Origin of the sequence: Levilinea saccharolytica, from assembly GCF_001306035.1 — a bacterium.
GTDB classification, from domain to species: domain Bacteria; phylum Chloroflexota; class Anaerolineae; order Anaerolineales; family Anaerolineaceae; genus Levilinea; species Levilinea saccharolytica.
The window spans coordinates 1-19383 of sequence record NZ_LGCM01000034.1 but is presented as its reverse complement, the minus strand read 5'-3'; the positions used below and the strand labels follow the sequence as shown (position 1 = coordinate 19383).

Annotated in this window: 16 protein-coding genes and 1 tRNA gene; 12 read left to right on the top strand and 5 right to left on the bottom strand. The window is 61.1% G+C overall.

Features of this window, described 5'->3' with window-relative positions:
- The 3 genes from ADN01_RS09030 (at position 1) to surE (ending at position 4449) form a co-directional block, all read left to right on the top strand.
- Positions 1–2973: a DEAD/DEAH box helicase family protein gene (locus tag ADN01_RS09030; protein WP_062419745.1), complete on the top strand. Its 2973-nt coding sequence runs from the start codon at positions 1–3 to the stop codon at positions 2971–2973.
- A gap of 68 nt (positions 2974–3041) precedes the next feature.
- Positions 3042–3539 (top strand): cysteine hydrolase family protein, encoded by a 498-nt coding sequence (locus ADN01_RS09025; RefSeq protein WP_062419746.1) that lies wholly within the window; start codon positions 3042–3044, stop codon positions 3537–3539.
- Between the two features lie 91 nt (positions 3540–3630).
- The gene (surE, locus tag ADN01_RS09020) at positions 3631–4449 is read left to right on the top strand and encodes a 5'/3'-nucleotidase SurE (RefSeq protein ID WP_062419747.1); all 819 of its coding nucleotides are present in this window, start codon (positions 3631–3633) and stop codon (positions 4447–4449) included.
- Positions 4450–4517: 68 nt separating this feature from the next.
- Here the strand turns inward: surE and ychF are convergent, their stop codons facing one another.
- The gene (gene ychF / locus ADN01_RS09015; RefSeq protein WP_062419748.1) at positions 4518–5588 is read right to left on the bottom strand and encodes a redox-regulated ATPase YchF; all 1071 of its coding nucleotides are present in this window, start codon (positions 5586–5588) and stop codon (positions 4518–4520) included.
- A gap of 49 nt (positions 5589–5637) precedes the next feature.
- Between ychF and ADN01_RS09010 the strand changes: the two genes are divergently transcribed.
- A tRNA-Leu gene (locus tag ADN01_RS09010) sits at positions 5638–5719 on the top strand.
- Positions 5720–5811: 92 nt separating this feature from the next.
- Here ADN01_RS09010 and ADN01_RS09005 read toward each other — a convergent pair.
- Positions 5812–6318, bottom strand: coding sequence for a flavodoxin domain-containing protein (locus ADN01_RS09005; protein WP_062419749.1), 507 nt, complete (start codon positions 6316–6318; stop codon positions 5812–5814).
- Between the two features lie 175 nt (positions 6319–6493).
- Here ADN01_RS09005 and ADN01_RS09000 point away from each other — a divergent pair, with 175 nt between their 5' ends.
- The 8 genes from ADN01_RS09000 to ADN01_RS08965 all read left to right on the top strand — a co-directional run bounded on the left by ADN01_RS09000 (position 6494) and on the right by ADN01_RS08965 (position 16453).
- A complete protein-coding gene (locus ADN01_RS09000; RefSeq protein WP_062419750.1) occupies positions 6494–7459 on the top strand; it encodes a glycosyltransferase family 2 protein in 966 nt (321 codons plus the stop codon).
- 25 nt (positions 7460–7484) lie between these two features.
- Complete coding sequence (locus ADN01_RS08995; RefSeq protein ID WP_062419751.1) at positions 7485–9557, top strand: hypothetical protein; 2073 nt, start codon at positions 7485–7487, stop codon at positions 9555–9557.
- The gene (gene galE, locus ADN01_RS08990; protein ID WP_062419752.1) at positions 9554–10567 is read left to right on the top strand and encodes a UDP-glucose 4-epimerase GalE; all 1014 of its coding nucleotides are present in this window, start codon (positions 9554–9556) and stop codon (positions 10565–10567) included. Before ADN01_RS08995 ends, galE begins: the two co-directional genes overlap by 4 nt.
- Before the next feature lie 220 nt (positions 10568–10787).
- Complete coding sequence (locus tag ADN01_RS08985; protein ID WP_062419753.1) at positions 10788–11522, top strand: GntR family transcriptional regulator; 735 nt, start codon at positions 10788–10790, stop codon at positions 11520–11522.
- Between the two features lie 48 nt (positions 11523–11570).
- Positions 11571–12650, top strand: coding sequence for an ABC transporter permease (locus ADN01_RS08980; protein WP_062419754.1), 1080 nt, complete (start codon positions 11571–11573; stop codon positions 12648–12650).
- Complete coding sequence (locus tag ADN01_RS08975; RefSeq protein ID WP_062419755.1) at positions 12643–13575, top strand: ABC transporter permease; 933 nt, start codon at positions 12643–12645, stop codon at positions 13573–13575. Before ADN01_RS08980 ends, ADN01_RS08975 begins: the two co-directional genes overlap by 8 nt.
- Positions 13576–13703: 128 nt before the next feature.
- Complete coding sequence (locus ADN01_RS08970) at positions 13704–14801, top strand: BMP family protein (RefSeq protein WP_062419756.1); 1098 nt, start codon at positions 13704–13706, stop codon at positions 14799–14801.
- Positions 14802–14905: 104 nt separating this feature from the next.
- Positions 14906–16453, top strand: a complete 1548-nt coding sequence (locus ADN01_RS08965; protein ID WP_062419757.1) for an ABC transporter ATP-binding protein — start codon at positions 14906–14908, stop codon at positions 16451–16453.
- Positions 16454–16531: 78 nt separating this feature from the next.
- On the opposite strand, the gene ADN01_RS08960 is transcribed toward ADN01_RS08965, so the two are convergent.
- The 3 genes from ADN01_RS08960 to ADN01_RS19625 form a co-directional block, all read right to left on the bottom strand.
- Positions 16532–17512 (bottom strand): SGNH/GDSL hydrolase family protein, encoded by a 981-nt coding sequence (locus ADN01_RS08960; protein WP_062419758.1) that lies wholly within the window; start codon positions 17510–17512, stop codon positions 16532–16534.
- On the bottom strand, positions 17509–18615 hold the full coding sequence (locus tag ADN01_RS08955) for an SGNH/GDSL hydrolase family protein (protein ID WP_062419759.1): 1107 nt from the start codon (positions 18613–18615) through the stop codon (positions 17509–17511). Before ADN01_RS08955 ends, ADN01_RS08960 begins: the two co-directional genes overlap by 4 nt.
- Positions 18616–18621: 6 nt before the next feature.
- A partial coding sequence (locus ADN01_RS19625; RefSeq protein ID WP_160318403.1) for an SGNH/GDSL hydrolase family protein occupies positions 18622–19383 on the bottom strand: 762 nt, incomplete at its 5' end.

Here is a 19383-nt window from a genome sequence, read left to right as displayed (position 1 = left end):
ATGACGGGCATCTACCTGCAACGTATGCTGGAAAACCTGCCACAAGGGTCGCTGCCGTCCAACTGGGCCGGCTTCGATCTGGCGACCTTCTCGCGTGGCAAGGTGCTATGGGATTACCAGCAGCAAGCCCTGCAAAACGCGCTTCTGGCCTTATGGAAGTATTACCAGACCCCCGGGCAGCCTGAGAACGAACGCAAACAGGCGTACATGGCCTGGTATCGCGACTTTGGATTGGAAGAAAACCTGGATCTGCCGCTGGATCGCTCCTCGGCCGCCAAGCGCAAACTGGCAACCCTGTTAGAAACCTACTACAGCCAGACAGATGACCGCATGCCGTATGAGCAGTTCATCAACCGCATGTGCTTTTGGATGGCGACGGGTTCAGGTAAAACGCTGGTGATCGTTAAAATGATCGAGCTGCTACATCACCTGATGCAGCGCGGCGAAATCCCTGCGCATGACATCCTGGTATTAGCACACCGTGACGACCTGTTGGAGCAGTTGCGTACCCACGTGGACGAGTTCAATGCCGATGGAGGATTATTCATCCGCTTGAAGGAGCTGCGCGACTACGCCGAGGTCAAACATCAGTCCCCCGCCTCGCTATGGCACGGTCAGGAACTGACCATCTTCTACTACCGCTCAGACAACCTGAGTGACGAAAAGAAAGACAAGATCATTGATTTTCGCAGCTATGATAACAATGGGAACTGGTATATCCTGCTGGATGAAGCCCACAAAGGCGATAAAGAAGATTCCAAACGCCAACACCTCTATTCCATCCTTTCGCGCAACGGATTTCTATTTAATTTTTCCGCCACCTTCACCGATGCTCGTGACATCATCACCACCGCGGCCAACTTCAACCTGAGCGAGTTTATCCGCAAAGGCTTTGGCAAGCACATTGCCGTCCTAAAACAAGAAGTGCGCGCCTTTAGAAAAGGGGATGAGTACACCGACGCTGAAAAGCAAAAGATCGTGCTGAAAGCCCTGATCATGCTCACCTATTCGCGCAGCATCGAAGCCAGGGTACGTCAGGTGCGCCTTGACCTGTATCATCGTCCGTTGATGATGACCCTGGTCAACTCGGTCAATACCGAAGACGCCGACCTGAAGCTCTTCTTCCGCGAACTGGTACGCATTGGCAAAGGAGAAATTGACGCAGAAACCTGGGAAAGCGCCAAACGAGAGCTTTTGACCGAATTACGCGACCGACCAGAATTTTTGTTTGAAAGTGACACCACGCCCCGGGTGGATGACCGACTGCTCAGCGGGCTTACACAAACCGACCTGCTGCGCGAGGTGTTCAACGCGTCTTCCACCGGCGAGATTGAAGTTCTGACGCGCCCCTCAGATCGCCAGGAAGTGGCCTTCAAACTCAAGACCAGCGACGACCCGTTTGCTTTAATCCGCATCGGGGATATTACCGATTGGTTGAAGCAAGAACTCTCTGGGTATGAAGTGAATCAACATTTTACGGATGAAGGTTATTTTGAGCGACTGAACCAGCCCGATTCCGATATCAACATTTTGCTTGGGTCGCGCAGCTTCTACGAAGGTTGGGATTCCAACCGTCCAAACGTGATCACGTATATCAATATTGGCACGGGCACAGAAGCCAAGAAATTTATCCTGCAATCCGTCGGGCGCGGCGTCCGGATTGAACCGCTTAAAAATCGGCGCAAACGCCTGCGCGAACTGATCACCAGCAACGCTTTACCAGAGGATGACCGCCAGGTTCTTGACCGAATCAAAAATGATGTTCAACCGCTGGAGAGCGTTTTCATCTTTGGCACCAATCGCGAAGCGCTCAACCTGGTGATTGGCGGCTTAGACCAGGAAGAGAAACAAGCTGGCGAGGTGGAAATTTCTCTTGAACTTAACACAGAAGCTACGCAAGGCAAGTTACTGTTAATCCCCACCTATGCTCAGAGTTCGGACTTGCTTTACCAAGAACGGAATCTGGCAAAATTTTCCTTGACACCGGAAAACCTGGATTTACTGCAAAACTATCTGCAATATGTGGATGACGATCGGGTCTTTTATGCCTTGCACGAGGTTTCACCAGTGCAAATTAGCACGCTACGTGCCAGCCTGCAAAATCCTGGCGAAACTTACCGGACAGATAGTCCGCGTTCTTACCGCAACCTACCGGTTCTCATCCGTCAGGCATCCAATTATTTCAACCTGCGCAACAAGGAACTGACCGGGTTCAAAGAGCTGGAAAATGAGATTAACCACTTCAGACACATTAAAGTGTCGATTGAAAAAATCGGGGATCTGGAACGAAGAATTCAAAGGGTACTGCAAGCCGTCCAATTATTAAAAGAAGCAAAAGCCAAATTTAACGCTAAACAAATTTCGATTGATGAGTACACCGATGAGATCAATGGTTTGCCCCAAAATGAAACTTTCTTCGCTGACAATGCGCTATTAAGAATCCAACGAATTGCAAACCATTACTACATCCCGGTTCTATTAAGTGAAAATGAGCGGATCGATTACATCCGCAGTGTCATCCACGTAGAAAGTGAAGTACATTTCTTGCGGGCTTTAGAAGAATATCTACGCAAGAAAGATCACCGATTTAAGGACTTCGATTGGTGGTTGTTTAGCCGCGTGGATGAAACCGTTGATGATATCAACATCCCCTATTATTACCCGATTGAGAATCGGATTGCCAATTTCAAGCCCGATTTCATCTTCTGGCTTAAGAAGGGAGATCGATACCATATCGTGTATATCGATCCTAAAGGCACTGGACGAACGGAATACGAGCATAAAGTGGATGGCTATCGCACTTTGTTTGAAGAAAATGGCGTACCCAAGGTATTTCACCATCAAGGAATGGAAGTGGTCGTGAATGTGTTCTTATACACTTCTGACCGTCAATATCTGGCAGAAGGATATCGGAAATACTGGTTTGACCACATTGATCAGGTACTGAAATCACTGGATGGACAGCAGAATTAGCCCATTCCTCCTTGAGCAAGCATCTAAAATATCAAGGATTTCTTACTTACCCCCCAGGAGCCTTTCCCATGAAACCCGCCTTACTTGTAATCGACATCCAAAAAGCCTTTTACGACATCGGCCCCGCCGCCGCCGAATCGCTGGCGGACGCCGTGGAATACACCAACGCCGCCATCGCCCTCTTCCGTGAAAAAGGCCTGCCCGTGGTCTGCATTCAGCATGTGGAACCCGAAGACAACCTCGTCCCCGGCCAGCCCGGCTTCGACCTGCCCGACACCTTGCACATCCTGCCCGGCGATGTGCACATTCACAAGACCTACGGCAACGCCTTCAACCGCACCGCCCTCGAAGACGAGCTGCGCCGCCAGGGCGTGGATACGGTCATCCTCACCGGCTTCTGCGCCGAATACTGCGTCCTGTCCACCTGCCGCGGGGCCGCCGACCGCGACCTGACCCCCATCCTGCTGCGCGGCGCCCTGGCCAGCGTGGAGCCCAGCCACATCCCCTTTGTGGAGCGCATCAACGACGTCATCTCCTTCGGCGCGCTGAAAAAAGTGCTGGGCTAAAGCCCGCCTGCATCGGGTATAATCCACCTCACGGACGCGGCGGAGCACCGCCCGTCCGCCATCTTGACCCGTCTGGAGAAGAACCCCCCTCATGTCCGCAGCCACCCGCCCGCAAATCCTGTTAACCAACGACGACGGCATCCAATCCCCCGGTTTGTGGGCCGCCGCCCAGGCGCTTTCGGCCCTGGGGTATGTGTACGTCACCGCCCCGCGCGATCAGGTGTCGGGCAGCGGGCGCTCCGTTCCGCCCACCTCCGACGGCCGCATCCTCTCGCAGCGCCTGCAAATCGGCGGGCAGGAATGGCCGGTGTACGCCGTGGGCGGCACCCCCGCCCAGGTGGTCATGCACGGGGTGATGGAGATCATGCCCCAGCCGCCGGATCTGGTGGTTTCGGGCATCAACTACGGCGAAAACCCCGGCCTCAGCGTTACCGTCTCCGGCACGGTGGGGGCCGCGCTGGAAGCCGCCTCCATGGGCATCCCCGCCCTGGCCGTCTCGCTGGAGCTGGAAGACATCTCCACCTATCTGGAGCACCGCGACGATGTGGATTTCAGCACCGCGGCCCACTTCACCGCCCTGTTTGCCGCCCGCGTGCTGCGCGAAGGCCTGCCGCCGGATGTGGACCTGCTCAAAATTGATGTGCCCCACAACGCCACCCCCCAGACCCCCTGGCGCCTCACCCGTCTGGCCCGCCACCGCTACTTCATCCCCCGCATCCAGCGCACTGGCCCCTGGGAAGAGCCGGCCGTCATCAGCGGCGGCCTGGACGTGACCCCCGATCAGGTGGCCCCCGACAGCGACGTGCACACCCTCATGTTTGACCGGCTGGTGTCCGTCACCCCCCTCAGCCTGGATATGACCTCCCGCGTGGATCTGCCCGCGCTGGAACAGCGCTGGAAGCAGGACTGAGACCCCCTATCCTCAAAAAAATCAAAGCCCCCCAAACTTGGGGGGCTTTGTGGTTGGGTTGGCTGGTTTTACAGGCTGAAGCGGATGTTGAGGATGTCCCCGTCCTTCACCGGGTATTCCTTGCCTTCCAGGCGCAGCTTACCTTTGGCCTTGGCCTCGTTCATGCCGCCCAGCGTCATCAGGTCGTCGTAGTGAATCACCTCGGCGCGGATGAAGCCCTTCTGCAGGTCGGTGTGAATTTCACCCGCCGCCTCCGGCGCAAAGGCCCCCCGCCGCACCGTCCAGGCGCGCACTTCGTCCGGCCCCACGGTGAAGAAGGACTGCAATCCCAGCAGGTCGTAGGACAGGCGGATGACGCGGTACAGGCTGGGTTCTTCAATTTGATATTCGGCCAAAAACAGCGCAGCCTCATCCGCCGGCAGCTGGGCCAAATCCATCTCCAGCTTACCCTGCAAGGCCACCCACTGGCTGTGGGCGTGGGCATAGCTGAATTCGGGCGCGGCCTGCCCCTCGGCCAGGTTGAAGACAATCAGCACCGGCTTGCGGCTGAGAAAGCCAAAGCCGGAGAGCAGCCTGTCTTCCTCGGCGTTAATGGGCACATCCCGCAGCGGGATTTCCTCGCCCAGGGCGGCGTGCAGGCGCGTGAAGAGTTCAATCTCGCGCTCCACCAGGCCCTTATCGCGCCCGGCCCCCTTGCGCTTCTCCTCGCCCAGGCGTTCCAGCTTGCGCTCCACAGAGATCAAATCATTGAGCACAAACTCGCTGTCCATGATGTTCAAATCCCGCAGCGCGTCCACGCTGCCGTTGGGGTGGGGCACAGCCTCATCCTCAAAGCAGCGGATCACGTGAATAAAGCCGTCCATCTGCGTCAGCTGGTTCAGCAGCGTGCCGGCGATGCCGGTTTTGCCCGCGCTGCCGTCCAGCCCGGCGATATCCGCGTAGGTCACCTTGGCGTAGATGGTCTTTTTGGGGTTAAACATCGCGCTCAGCTTGTCCACGCGCCCGTCCGGCACGTCCACCACACCCGTGTGCACTTCCATTTTGCCGCTGACCGCACCGGTGGGCACACTGCCGCGCGTCAGCGCGTTAAACACCGTAGTTTTGCCGGACTGAGGCAGTCCAATAATTCCAAGTCGCATCGTTAATACCTTGACCCTTCTGAGGTTATTCGTTATACTTTGCGTGCGGGCCGGAGTGGCGGAATTGGCAGACGCGCACGACTCAAAATCGTGTACCTTCGGGTATGTGGGTTCGATTCCCACCTTCGGCACACCGATTATAACATAGCCTGACATCAGGCGCGAAACGCGCTGTGAGCCTCACCGGTTCACAGCGCGTTTGGTTTTTACCCGTAGGGCATTCTTAAGGCGCGGGCAGTTTGGGGATCAGCTCATCCGTCCATCTGTGAATGGCCGCCCAGTCGCGAAAATCACCGCGGGGCAGGTCGCTTTTGGACATGAAAAAGCGCCACAGGCCCGAAAGGCGCTCAGGATCGAACACGCCGCCAAACAGCCCCAGGCTCACCGGCTCTTTCAGCGCGCACAGCGGGGCGGCAAACCCCTGGGCGGCGGCGCGGTGTTCGGGGGTATCTTCTTTCATGGTCATATTCACCAAAAAATAGGCCGCCGGCAGGTGTTCCAGCGCCTCGGCGTGCTGCTTCATAAATTTAACCGCCTCGGGCAAAATGCGCGAAATGCGCACCGCGCTGCCCAAAATCACCGCGCGGTAGGGAGTCAGGTCTTTCACCTTGGGGGCCGCCAGCACATCCACCACATAGCCGGCATCCATGAGCTGCTTGCCAATTTCCTGGGCCACCTCCGCCGTGGAACCAGCGCGGGTGGCGAACGCCACAAGTACTTTTTCTGCCATAAAGTCTTACCCTCTGTCAAAACGCTGCGTTGAGTGCGGCTAAAGCGCATTTTTAGTATACCGGATAACGGTAATAAAGTGGTAATAAAATCGGGCTTACAATTTGACAACCAACCCCACCCGCGCCCGCAAAACCGCCCAAGCCGCCCGCCCCGCGGTCTGATATAATAAGCCCGTGCGCGCCGAAACGAATCCCACGGTTGATTTAATCATCCCGGTGTATAACGAGCAGGGGGTGGTCAGCACCTTTCACGCCCAGCTGTGCCAGGCGGTGGATGCGCTGCCCTACGCCTTCACCATCCTCTACGTGGATGACGGCTCCAGCGACGGCACCCCCGCCGAGCTGGCCGCCCTGGCCCAGGCGGATGGGCGCGTGCGCGTGGTGACCCTCAGCCGCAATTTCGGCCATCAGGCGGCCCTCAGCGCGGGCCTGGACCGCGCGGACAGCGACTTCACCATCACCCTCGACGGCGACGGCCAGCACCCCCCCACCCTCATCCCGCAGATGCTGTCCCTGGCCCAGGCGGGTTACGAGGTGGTGCTCACCCAGCGCCTGGAGAGCGACGAACTCTCCTGGTTCAAGCGCGCCACCTCCGCCCTGTTCTACCGCCTGCTCAACCGCGTGGGCAGCACCAACATCCTCCCCGGCGGGGCCGATTTTCGCCTGCTGTCGCGCGCGGCCGTGCAGGCCCTGCGCAGCCTGCCGGAATATCACCGCTTTCTGCGCGGCATGGTGGCCTGGATCGGCTTTCGCACGGTCATCCTGCCCTTTGCCCAGCCCGCGCGCCTGGCGGGGCATTCCAAATATTCCCTGCGCAAGATGACCCGCCTGGCCATGGACGCCGTGTTCTCCTTTTCGCTGGTGCCGCTCTATATGGGCATCTCCCTGGGGGTGCTCTTTTTGCTGGGGGCGCTGGCCGAGGCCGTGTATGTGCTCAGCTTCTGGATCACCGGCAACACCGCCAATCTGGCCCCCGGCTGGAGCTCGCTCATGTTCATGCTGCTGGTGGTGGGCGGCACGCTCATGATCACCCTGGGTGTGGTCGGCATCTACATCGGCTACATCTTTCAGGAAGTCAAGCACCGCCCCGTCTACGTGGTGCGCGCTGAAGCCCCCGCGCCCGCCCCACCGTCCCGTTAACTCCCTCCGCCTCTCTGGAACCCGTATGTCCGCTTTCCTTCGCCGCTTATCCGCCCTTCGCGCCCCCGTCTGGAGCGCCCCCCTGGCCCTGCTGGGCGCCAGTCTGCTCAGTTACGCTGTCCTCCTGCCCTGGCTGGGGTTCTATTGGGACGACTGGGCCTTTGTGTGGATCTCGCAGAAGCTCGGCCCTGAAGGTCTGGCGCGCTATTTTTCCACCAACCGGCCCATCTGGGGGCTGCTGTACCCGCTGAGCACTGCGCTGGTGGGCTCCTCGCCCCTCGGCTGGCAAATCTTCGGTCTGGTGTGGCATTGGCTCAGCGCCGTCAGCCTGTGGGGAGCCGTGCGCACGTTGTGGCCCAAGCACGCCGAAGCCGCCCTGTGGATCAGCCTGCTGTATGTGGTTTACCCCGGCTTTGACCAGCAGGCCATCGCCATCACCTACGGCCACTTTTTCATCGTCCTCACCCTGTTCTTTTCATCCTATATGTTCACCGCGCTGGCCTTCCGTCAGCCGCGCCGCACTGCGCTGTGGACCGCCCTGGCCCTGCTGACCTCGCTGGCCAACCTGATGATGATGGAATATTTCTTCGTGCTGGAGCTGCTGCGCGCCGTGTGGCTGTGGGTGCTGGCGGGTGAATCCGCCCTCCCCGCGCGCGGCCGCCTGCGCCAGACTCTGCGGCGCGGGCTGCCCTATGCCCTGCTCTTCCTGGGCGCTGCCGTCTGGCGGGCCTTCTTCTTCCGCTTCCAAACTCAAAATTACGAGCTGGGCCTGCTCACCCAGCTGCAAAGCGCCCCCCTGCAGGCCCTGGCCCAACTGGCCCGGACGGTGGTGCGCGATGTCTTCGTGGTCAGCTTCGGCGCCTGGGCGCATGCCTTCCGCCTGCCGGACGCGGCCGTGTTTGGCACGCGCACCATTCAGCTCTTCGCCGCCCTGGTGACGGCCGCCGCCGGGCTGACCGGCCTGTACCTGGGCCTGACGCGCGCTGAAAGCCCGCGCGCCGCCTGGGCCAAACCCGCCCTGCTGCTGGGCGGGGCCGGGCTGCTCTTGGGCGGCTGGCCCTTCTGGCTCACCGGCCTGCCCGTGGGTTTGGAATACCCCAACAGCCGCTTCACCCTCTCCTTTGTCCTGGGGGCCAGTTTCTGGACGGCGGGCCTCATCGCCTGGCTGCCGCTGCGCCGCTGGATGCGCGTTGGGCTGCTGGCGGTGCTGGTGGCGGCCGCCGTGGGCATGCACTTTCAGGACGCCAACGCCTACCGCCGCGAATGGAATTTTCAAAAAGCCCTCTTCTGGCAGCTTTCCTGGCGCGCGCCGGGCATCACCCCCGGCACCGCCCTGCTGTTCAACGACCTGCCCCTGGATTTTTGCAGCGACAACACCCTCACCGCGCCCCTGAACTGGATTTACGCCCCCGACAACCGCACCCAGGATATGTCCTACATGCTGTATTTCACCAGCGTGCGCGTAGGGCGCGGCTTGCCCGCCCTGCAAAGCGGCCTGCCCATCGAGCAAAATTACCTGGCGGCCTGGTTCAGCGGGAACACCGCTCAGGTGCTGGCCCTCACCTTCTCCCCGCCGGGCTGTCTGCGCGTTCTGGACCCGGCCGTGGACGCCCACACCAGCCTGCTGCCCGAACTCATGCGCCAATCCGCGGCCCTCTCCAATTGGGGCTGGATTGAAAGCGGCCCGCAGCAGCCTGCCGCCCCCGACCCGGCCATCTTTGGCCCCGAGCCGCCCCACAACTGGTGTTATTATTATCAAAAAGCCGAGCTTGCTCGCCAGGAGCAGGATTGGCAGACCGTGGCCGATCTGGGGCAGGAGGCCTTCGCCCTCTCGGATCACCCCAACGATCCGGCCGAACGGCTGCCCTTCATTGAAGGCTACGCCCACGTGGGCGACCTGGAACGCGCCCTGGCGCTGACCGAAGAAGCCCATCAAATTACCCCCCTCATGCAGCCCGCCTTGTGCCGCCTGTGGGGCCGCATTGCCAATGACCTGCCGGATGACCCCGCGGCGGCCGCTGCCAGCGGCCAAGTTCGCACCGATCTGGGGTGCCCGGCAGAATCTGCACTTAACGACTTAAGGGAGAAAACCCAATGAAAGTTCTCATCACCGGAGGGGCCGGCTACATCGGCAGCACCATCTGTTCCGCACTGGAAGACCAGGGCCACACCCCCATCATCCTCGATTCGCTGGTCACCGGCCGCCCAGAGTTCACCCGCGGGCGCATCTTCTACCAGGCCGACATCGCCGACAGCGCCGCCCTGGAGCAGGTCTTCCGCGACCACCCCGACATCTACGCCACCATCCACTGCGCCGCGCTGATCGTCGTGCCCGAATCGACCTCGCAGCCCTACCTGTACTACCGCGAGAACGTGGCCAAATCGCTGGAACTGTTCCACACCCTCAACCGCCTGGGCTACAACCGCATCGTCTTCAGCTCGTCCGCGGCCATTTATGATGAAGTCCCCGGCTATATGGTCACCGAAGAGGCCCCTCTGGCCCCCAACAGCCCCTATTCGCGCACCAAATTCATGATGGAAATGATCCTGCGCGATTTCTGCGCCGCGTACGGCATGAAGGGCATCGCCCTGCGCTATTTCAACCCCATTGGGGCCGACCCCAAAATGCGCTCCGGCATCCATGTCAAAAACCCATCGCATGTCGTGGGCAAGCTGGTCGAAACCGCCCTGGGCAAGCAGCCCGTGTTTGAAATCACCGGAACCCATTGGGCCACCCGAGACGGCACCGGCATCCGCGATTACATCCACGTCTGGGATCTGGCCCGCGCGCACATCCTGGCAGTGGAGGGCTTTGAACGTGCCTTCGAACGCGCCGGACAGCTTCAGGATCCCTATCTGGTCATCAACCTGGGCACCGGCCACGGCGTGACCGTGCGCGAGATGGTCACCGCCTTTGAGAAGGTGTACGGCCAATCCCTGCCCACCCGCGAAGCCCCCTCGCGCCCTGGCGACGTGGCCGGGGCCTATGCCAGCGCCGGGCGCGCCTGGGACCTGCTGGGCTGGAAAGCCGAACTGCCCATCGAACAGGGCATCTCGGACGCTATCCGCTGGGGCGAAGAACGCCTCAAGATCCTGCATTGGGACTGATCTTCAGCCCTGCGCAAATTCACTGCACAAGCTGCCGGCGCCTCACCGCGCCGGTTTTGCTTAAATCCACCCGAAAACGGGCGATTAAGCGGAATTTCCTATTGCATTTGTGAATTTTTTTGCTAATATTAAGGTGTCAGTTGTATGACGATAGTCGTTTGCCCTTTTGAAGCTCTCTCCAGCCAAAAGCGTCCCCCAATCTCTTCAATATAGGCAGTCCATGATCTTGAAACGCCCGCAAACCATTACGAGCCAGGTCAATTCGATCCTCCGCAAAAGGATTCGCGACGGCGCCTATGCCCCAGGGTCCAAGCTGCCCTCCGAAAGCGATCTGGCCGCCGAGCTGGGCGTCAGCCGCGCCACCCTGCGCCAGGCCATGACCTCCCTGGTTTCCGAAGGCATGCTCCTGCCCCGCCAGGGGGACGGCACGTATGTGAACCGGCGCGTGTTTGAAATCAGCACCCGCCTGGAGAGCTTCTGGTCTTTCACGCACATGATCGAAAACTCCGGGCGAAAGTGCACCATCCACGTGCTTTCCACCCAGGTGCTCCCCGCAGGACAACGCGAAAGCGACGTCCTCGAAATTGCCCCGGAGGAACCCATTTATGTGATGGAACGCCTCTTTTTCGCAGATGAGCAGCCGGTGATCTTGTCCACAAACATCATCCCGGTTGCTTTTTTTTCCATTGCGCCCGAATGCTGCGATGCGCGCGTGCCGCTGAATGTGTTCCTGGAAACCTACTGCGACCAGTGGATCGCCTATTCCACCTCCGACATCCGTTCTGCCCTGCCGGCTCCCCAGGCGGTTGAACGGCTGCAGTTAGACAGCGACGAACCGCTGCTGACCTTCTTTGACGTGTTTTACAACCGCGCCGACCAGCCCGTGGCGTTTGGTCTGAACAACTACGCAGACAAACGCCTGAACATGCGGCTGGTGCGGGCGTGGGGCGCTTAACCAGGCTGCCCAAAGCAGCCCCACCCTGAACCGAAAGGGGTACTGTGTATGCCGGAGAAACCGGGCATCAAAAAATTTCTAAACCAGCTTTTCGAGGCGCTGCTCCCACTGGGATCGGTCTTCCTGGCGCTGCTGGTGGGCGCGCTGATCTTGCTGGCGTTAAAGGTCAATCCGCTGGTCGCCTACAGCTCCATGCTGCGCGGCGCATTCGGCGATATGACCGGCATCACCCAGACCCTGGTGAAAGCCACCCCCCTGCTGTTAGTGGGTTTGGGGGTGTGCATCGCCTTCCGCGGCGGCGTCATCAACATTGGCGGCGAAGGGCAGCTTTTGGTGGGCGCCCTGGCAGCCACCGCCCTGGCGGTCGGTTTTCAGACCGCGCCGGGCTGGATCCTGCTGCCCTCCTGCTTGATCGTGGGAGCCTTGGCGGGCGCGGCCTGGGGCGGCGTCCCCGGTTTTCTCAAGGCCCGCATGGGTGTCAATGAGATCCTCTCCACCATCATGATGAACGCCATTGCCTTGCAGCTCTCCAACTTCCTGCTGCGCGGCCCGATGATTGATCCGGCGGAAATTGAGGCCGGAACACGCATCGCCCAGTCGGCTCTGCTGCCCCGCTCGGTGTGGCTGGTGCGTTTGGTGCCCAAGACCCTGCTGCACGGCGGGGCCATCCTGGCGCTGATCATGGCGGTGGTGGTGTTCATCTTCTTGTGGCGCACCACCATCGGCTACCGCATCCGCGCCGTGGGTCTGAACCCCGATGCCGCCCGCTACGCCGGCATCCGCGTGCCCTTCTATCAGGCCCTGTCCCTCATTCTGGGGGGCGCCTTCGCCGGGCTGGCGGGGGCCGTGGAGGTCATGGGCGTGCAGCACCGTATGATGGAAGGCCTCTCCGGCGGCTACGGCTTTTCCGGGATTGTGGCCGCCCTGTTCGGCAAACTGCACCCCCTGGGCGCAATTCCCGCCTCCATCCTCTTTGGCGGCTTACTGGAGGGCGCCAACAAAATGCAGCGCACCGTCCAGGTTCCCTCCGCCCTGATTGATGTCATGCTCGGCCTGGTAGTTTTGTTCGTGGTCAGCGCCGATCTATTGGCCCGCAGCCGCGCGCGCAGGAGGAAGATCAATGGGTGACCTGTTTACACTGCCCGTCCTGCTGGGTATCCTTTATTCCGGCATCCGCCTGGCCACCCCCTATCTGTACGCGGCCATCGGCGAAACCTTTGTGCAAAATTCCGGCATCTTCAACCTGGGCGTGGAAGGCATCATGCTCATGGGCGCGTATGTCGGCTTCTTCGTCGGCATGACCACCGGCAGCCTGTGGCTGGGTCTGCTGGGCGCGGCCTTGGTGGGGCTGCTCATGGGCCTGCTCATGGCTGTGGTCAGCGTCACCTTTAAAGCCGAGCAAGGCATCAGCGGCATCGGCCTGCACCTGTTTGGCATGGGGCTGTCTTCGCTGCTCTTCAAGAAAACCCTGGGCGGCGTGGAATCCATCTCCGGTTTTCAGCCGATCAAAATCCCTCTGTTGGGGGATATTCCCCTGCTGGGTGACGTGCTCTTCAACCATAACCTGCTGGTTTACGTCGCCTTCCTGCTGGTTCCCATCGCCGCCTTCGTCCTCTACAAAACCACCTTTGGCCTCAAGGTGCGCTCGGTGGGGCAAAACCCCCAGGCCGCCGACTCGTTGGGTATCAATGTGGCCCAAATTCGCTATACCACGGTATGCATCGGCGGCACCCTGGCCGGCATCGCCGGGGCGTCCTTGTCCATCGCCCTCATCAACCTCTTCCAGGAAAACATGACCAACGGCATGGGCTTCATAGCCGTGGCCCTGGTTTACTTTGGAAGCTGGCGGCCGGGCGGGGTGCTGGTGGGCGCGCTGATCTTCAGCTTTGTGAACGCGCTCCAACTGTGGATCCAGGTCAAAGGCATTAATCTGCCCTCCGATCTGGCCGTGATGATGCCCTACGTCCTCACCATTCTGGCGCTGGCCTTCGCGGTTCGCCGCGCCCGACAACCCGCAGCGCTGTCGAAACCTTTCGAACGCGGCGAAAACTGAAACCAATTCGCGGATACCGCCGCAGTTTACCTTTGCACCCCAAGGAGGTGATGACCCCTCAGCCCTGACCTGACCCGTATTGCAACAACTCTCAACCGTATCCGAATTGTGAATGGAGGAGATTTAAAATGAAGTCCGTGCTGTTTCGCCTGAGTTTGCTAGTGGTCCTTGCGGCCGTGTTGGTTTCCGGCTGCGCCCCCGCCGCTGCCGAGCCGGTCACTGTGGAAGTGACCCGCGTGGTGGAAGTGGAAGCTGCCCCCGTGGAAGTGGTAGTCACGGCCACCCCCGCCCCTGTGGAAGAAGAAATCTTCCGCGTCGCCATCGTCATGCCCAGCTCCATCACCGACATGGCCTTCAGCCAGTCTATGTACGAAGGTCTGCTGAAGGTGCAGGCCGAGATGGGCGGCCCGGAGAAGATGGAAATTGCCTATTCTGAGGGCATGTTCAAGGTTCCGGATGCGGCTGCCGCCATCCGCGACTACGCTTCCCAGGGTTATAACCTGGTCATCGCCCACGGTTCCCAATACGGCACCTCGCTGGCGCAGATCGCCCCCGATTTCCCCGAAACCGCGTTCGCCTGGGGCACCTCGCTGGATACCTTCCAGGCCCAGGGCATCACCAACGTTTTTGCCTACCAGGCTGAAGCCCAGGAAGGCGGCTATGTGCTCGGCACGCTGGCAGCCAATATGTCCGCCAGCGGTGTGTTGGGCGTGAGCGGCCCCGTGGAAGCGGGCGATGCCAAGCTCTTCGTGGACGGTTTCAAGACCGGCGCCATGATCGCCAAACCCGAAGCCAAAGTCAACATTTCCTACACCGGCTCGTTCTCGGATGTTTCCCTGATGGCCGCCGCGGCCGAAACGCACATCGCCGCGGGCGCTGACATGCTCACCGGCTCCTCGCAGTCCGTGGTGGGCGCCATCGGCGTCGCCAAGGAAAAGGGCGCCAAGTGGTTCGGCGCGCAGTGGGATCAGACCAACCTGGCCCCCGACACCGTGGCCGCCAGCATGGTGTATGACTGGACCGGCGTGATCAAAGACATGATCACCAGCGTCAAAGCGGGCGTGATGGGCGGCAAGGCCTACACCCTGACCTTCAAGAACAAGGGCCTGGTCATCGCCTACAACCCCGGTGTTGAAATCCCCGCTGATGCCAAAACCGCCGCCGAAGCTGCCATCCAGGGCATTATGGACGGCACGATTGCCCCTCTGAGCGGCCCCAAGCAGTAACCCTGATTCGCTTTATCCATAGAAACCCGTTTGATCGTCGAATGGGGGTGTTCCGGCCTCAGCGCCGGAACACCCCACCAAAGAAAGAAAGGGCCACGGTACTGATGAGCAACCTCCTGCCTACCGGCCAACCCCGGATCGAAGAGATGCAAATGTTGGGAATCGTCAAACGCTTCCCAGGCGTGCTGGCAAATGACCATGTTGATTTCGACGTCAAGGCTGGCGAAATTCACGCCCTGTTGGGTGAAAACGGCGCGGGAAAAAGCACCCTCATGCGTCAGCTCTATGGGCTGTACCGCCCAGACGAAGGCAAAATCCTCATCAACGGCGTGGAACACGTCTTCCGCTCCCCCCAGGACGCCATCAACGCCGGCATCGGCATGATTCACCAACACTTCATGCTGGTTCCCTCGCTGACGGTGGTCGAAAACGTGGCCCTGGGGCTAAAATCTTCACGCGGACCGCTTCTGGACCTGGAACGCGTGGAAAAACGCATCCTCACCCTGGCCGAACAGTACCGTCTGAAGATTGACCCGCACGCCTATGTATGGCAGCTGGCGGTCGGCGAGCAGCAGCGCGTTGAAATCCTCAAGGCCCTTTACCGCGGCGCGGCTTTGCTCATCCTGGATGAACCGACTGCCGTATTGACCCCCCAGGAAGTGGACGACCTGTTCCTGACCTTCCGTCAGATGGTGACGGACGGACACGCACTCATTTTTATCTCTCATAAGCTCCACGAAGTGTTGGACATCAGCCACCGCGTCACCGTGCTGCGCGACGGCGCCACCGTGGGCACGCGCCCCACCGCCGGGGCCACCAAAGCCGAGCTGGCCCAAATGATGGTCGGCCGGCCGGTCATTCTGCAATACGACCGACCCGCCCCCAAGCTGGGCAAAAGCCGTCTGAAGGTCAACGACATTTACGTGGCTGGCGACCGCGGCAGCGACGCCCTGAGAGGGGTCTCGCTGGAGGTGCACGCCGGTGAAATTCTGGGCCTGGCGGGCGTTTCGGGCAACGGGCAGCGCGAGCTGGCCGAGGCGCTGGCGGGCCTGCGCCCCATCCGCCAGGGATCCGTGGTGCTCAACGGGCGGGATGTGACCCATGATTCCCCCCTGGCGCACATTGACGCCGGGCAGTCCTACATCCCCGAAGAACGCATGCGCGAAGGGGCCATCAAAGACTTCAGCGTAGCCGATAATTTCATCCTCGAAGATCACGGCAAACGGCCTTATTCCCGCGCCACCTTCTTCGATTTCAAAGCCATCGCCGAGCAAACCCGCAAAGCGGTGGAGGCTTACAGCGTCAAGACTCCCAGCCTGGACACGCCCCTGAAGAACCTGTCCGGCGGCAACATTCAAAAACTCATCCTGGCGCGCGAACTCTCCCGCCAGCCCAGCGTGCTCATCGCCGCCCAGCCCACCCGCGGCGTGGATATCGGCGCCAGCGAGTACATCCACCAGCGCCTGTTACAACAGCGCCAGGCTGGAACCGCCACCCTGCTGATTTCCGAAGACCTGGATGAAATTCTGGCCCTCTCCGACCGCATCGCCGTGATTTATGAAGGCAAGATCGTGGGCGTGGTCAACGCCAACGAGGCCTCCGTGGAGCAGCTCGGTTTGATGATGGCCGGGGTAGCCGAGACCCACGCCTGAAAATACTCTCCTGAATAAATAACACCTGGGTGCGCCGTTGTGGGCAGACCCAGGTGTTTTTTTGTGTTTTCCGCAGGGTTAGTCCGCGCTCAGCTCCTGACGCAGCGCGTCCAACACTTGCAGCGCGGTCAAATTGCGCACCGGCCAGGCGCGCTTTAGGTTGGCCGGGTCGGCGTAATCATTGGGGCTCCAGGTCAGGTGGGCGCGGTCTTCCTGCAAGCCCTGGCCGGGCAAATCCTGCACCGCCCGCCAGAAATTCCACAGCGGAAGATCGTATTCCAGCGCCAGGCGCGCAATGGTGGCATTCAGGTGGTGATTGCCCTCCAGGTTGTCGGCCTTGGTAGCCAACACCGGCACAATCCCCGCCTCGATGGTCTGCTCGATCACCTCGCGCAAATTTTTCTCAAAGCCGTCTGGCCGAGCCACGTCGTTGGTGCCCACCGAAATGAGCGCCAGCGCCGGGTTGTGTTGGCGGTATTCGCAGGCCAAGGGGGATTCGTTGGGCTCGCATTCCTTGCGGTCGGCCCACAGCGGGCTGAGCATAGACGCCACGGTGAAGCCGGGGCGGGCCACCTGGCTGAGGCGGCCAAAGGAACCCTGGTAATAGTCCACCGTGTCCTGCAAAGCGGCGTACGGCCCCAGATTGTAATACTGCGGCCCCAGGTCAAAATCGCCCAGGAACCACACCGTGCGGCTCTCGCAGTCACCCACCTTAGAAAATGCCTGCGGCTGGCGGCCCAGGCTCTGTCCCTGGGCGTAGATTTCGCGGGCGGTCTGGCTGACGGTGGGGATGACGGGCAGCTCCTTCCAGCCGTCCGCGCCCAGGGTGGGGCGCAGGGTGGGGGTAGGCAGCGCCGGGGGTGCCGTGGGGGCGGCCGCCGCCGGGGGTGCGGTGAGTGTGGGGGTCGGCAGGGCCGTGGGCGTGTTCACCGGCGCGGCCGAAGCCTGCGGCGGCTGCGCCGCTGCCGGGGAGGGCGTCTGCGGGGCGCAGCCCGCGCTCCACATCAAAGCCGCCGCAGCCGCGCCCACCAGCCAAAAGCGCATCTTCCCGCCGCTCATGGGCACACACTCAATTCAGCCGCCACCGCCTGCGCCAGCAGGGCTTCGCCCGCGGGGGTCAGGTGAATGGCGCTGTTGGTAAATTCCGCCTCCGGAACCAGATCCCAGGCGTCCAGCCAGCGCCAGCCCTGCTGCGCGGCGCGCTCGCTCAGCGCCTGGCGGTAGTCGTCATACGCCCAGTGCGGATAGAAGAAGTTGTAACGGATATCGGCATTTTGGCCGCTGCTGATCAGCATGGGTTCGTTCACCAGCAGAACCTCAGCCGGGGCCGCCGCGCGCAGACCGGCATCCAGCACATCCCAGGCCAACGCCTGCGGCGGGAAAGTCTCTTCCCAGCCGTGATAGCTGGGGTCAGCTTCCAGGTCGCGCTGCGCGGGGGGGTATTCGGACGGATATTCCTGATCCACGCCGGTGGCCGCCCACATCACCCCATACATCTGAAGGCGGAACAAATCCGCCAGGGGGCGGCGCTGCCCCACCAGGGTGCGCTGCCAGAATCCGGGAAAGGCGGGCAGTTCCTCATCCCAGGCCAGCCCATAGCGCTCGGCCAGCCCGCGCACCGCTGCCGGGTTGTTGGCCACAATGGGCGAATCCAACTGCTTCTCGCGCACCAGGGATTCGAGAGTCACCAGCCACACCATCCGCTCCGCTCCCAACTCGCGGGCGCGGTCCAAAATCATCACATCCTTGGTCAGCGACAGGGTGGGGTAGCCCAGGTTGTAAAAGCGCAGCGGGCGGCCGTCGCAGCTTTGCAGATGCATGGCGTTCAGCTGCCCCGCCAGGGTCTGCGCGGGGGTCAGCAGCGTGCCCCATACCGAGGAATCGCCCACCAAAAAGACGCGCGCCTCCCCCGTTGGGGCGGGGGCGCTCACCTGGTGGGCGGCGAACATGGCCTCCAGGTTGTACAGGCTGAGGTTGTAGGCACGCTGGGGATTTTCGCCAAAGGGGAAACGTTCGCGCCCCGGGATCAGGCGGTTGTAGAGCGAAAGCCGCCCCAGAGCGGTCTGCCCATCCCCCCAGGCGGCAAACAGCAGGTTCAACACCGCGAACAGGAGCGCGGCTTTCCAGAGGACGTTGCGGAGAAAGCGGGCGTTTTCGGTCATCGCGGCTCAGGGCGCAGGCTGCGGCAGGTTAAACAGGGCGCGGCGGATTGCGTCCAGGCTTTGCAGCGCGGTGAAGTTGCGCCGGTCCCAGCCGTCGGGGAAACTGAGGTAGATGTTATCGCGCTCAGGGTCCAGGCCGCCGTTTTCCAGGCTTTGTGCCGCCAGCCAAAAATTCCACAGGGGCACATCGTAATCGTGGGCCACCTGGGCCGTGGCGCGGTTGAGGCTGTGGTCGCCTTCCACGTTGTCAGCCTTGGTGGAAAGGATCGGCAGCGCCCCGGCGCGGATCACCTGATCCACAATCTGGCGTAGATACTGTTCGTAGCGCGCCGCCGAAGCCCCCGCCTTCCAGTTGGTGCCCAGGTTGATGAAGACAAAGGCCGGTTGGTACAGGCGCAGTTCGCAGGCCACCGGACTTTCATCCGATTGGCACAGGGTCTTATCCGCCCACATCGGCGAAAGGGCTGTGGGTGCGCTCAGCCCATCCCGCACCGCAGCAGATTGATGGTCGAAAGAATCCCCGAAATAATCAATGGTCTCCTGCAAGTATTGGTACTGATCGCCCAGCCAATAGCGGTCGGTGGCGTAAATGCCCATAAACACGTTTGGCTCGCTCTGGCAGTCGCCCACCGAAGAAAAGCGCTGCGCGTGCATGCCCTGGGCCTGCCCATACTCGTAAATCTGACGTGCCGTGGCGCTGAGGGTGGGGATCACCGGCCATTCGCTCCAGCGAGCGGGGTCGGGGCGGGTGTCGGCGGTGGGGGTGGG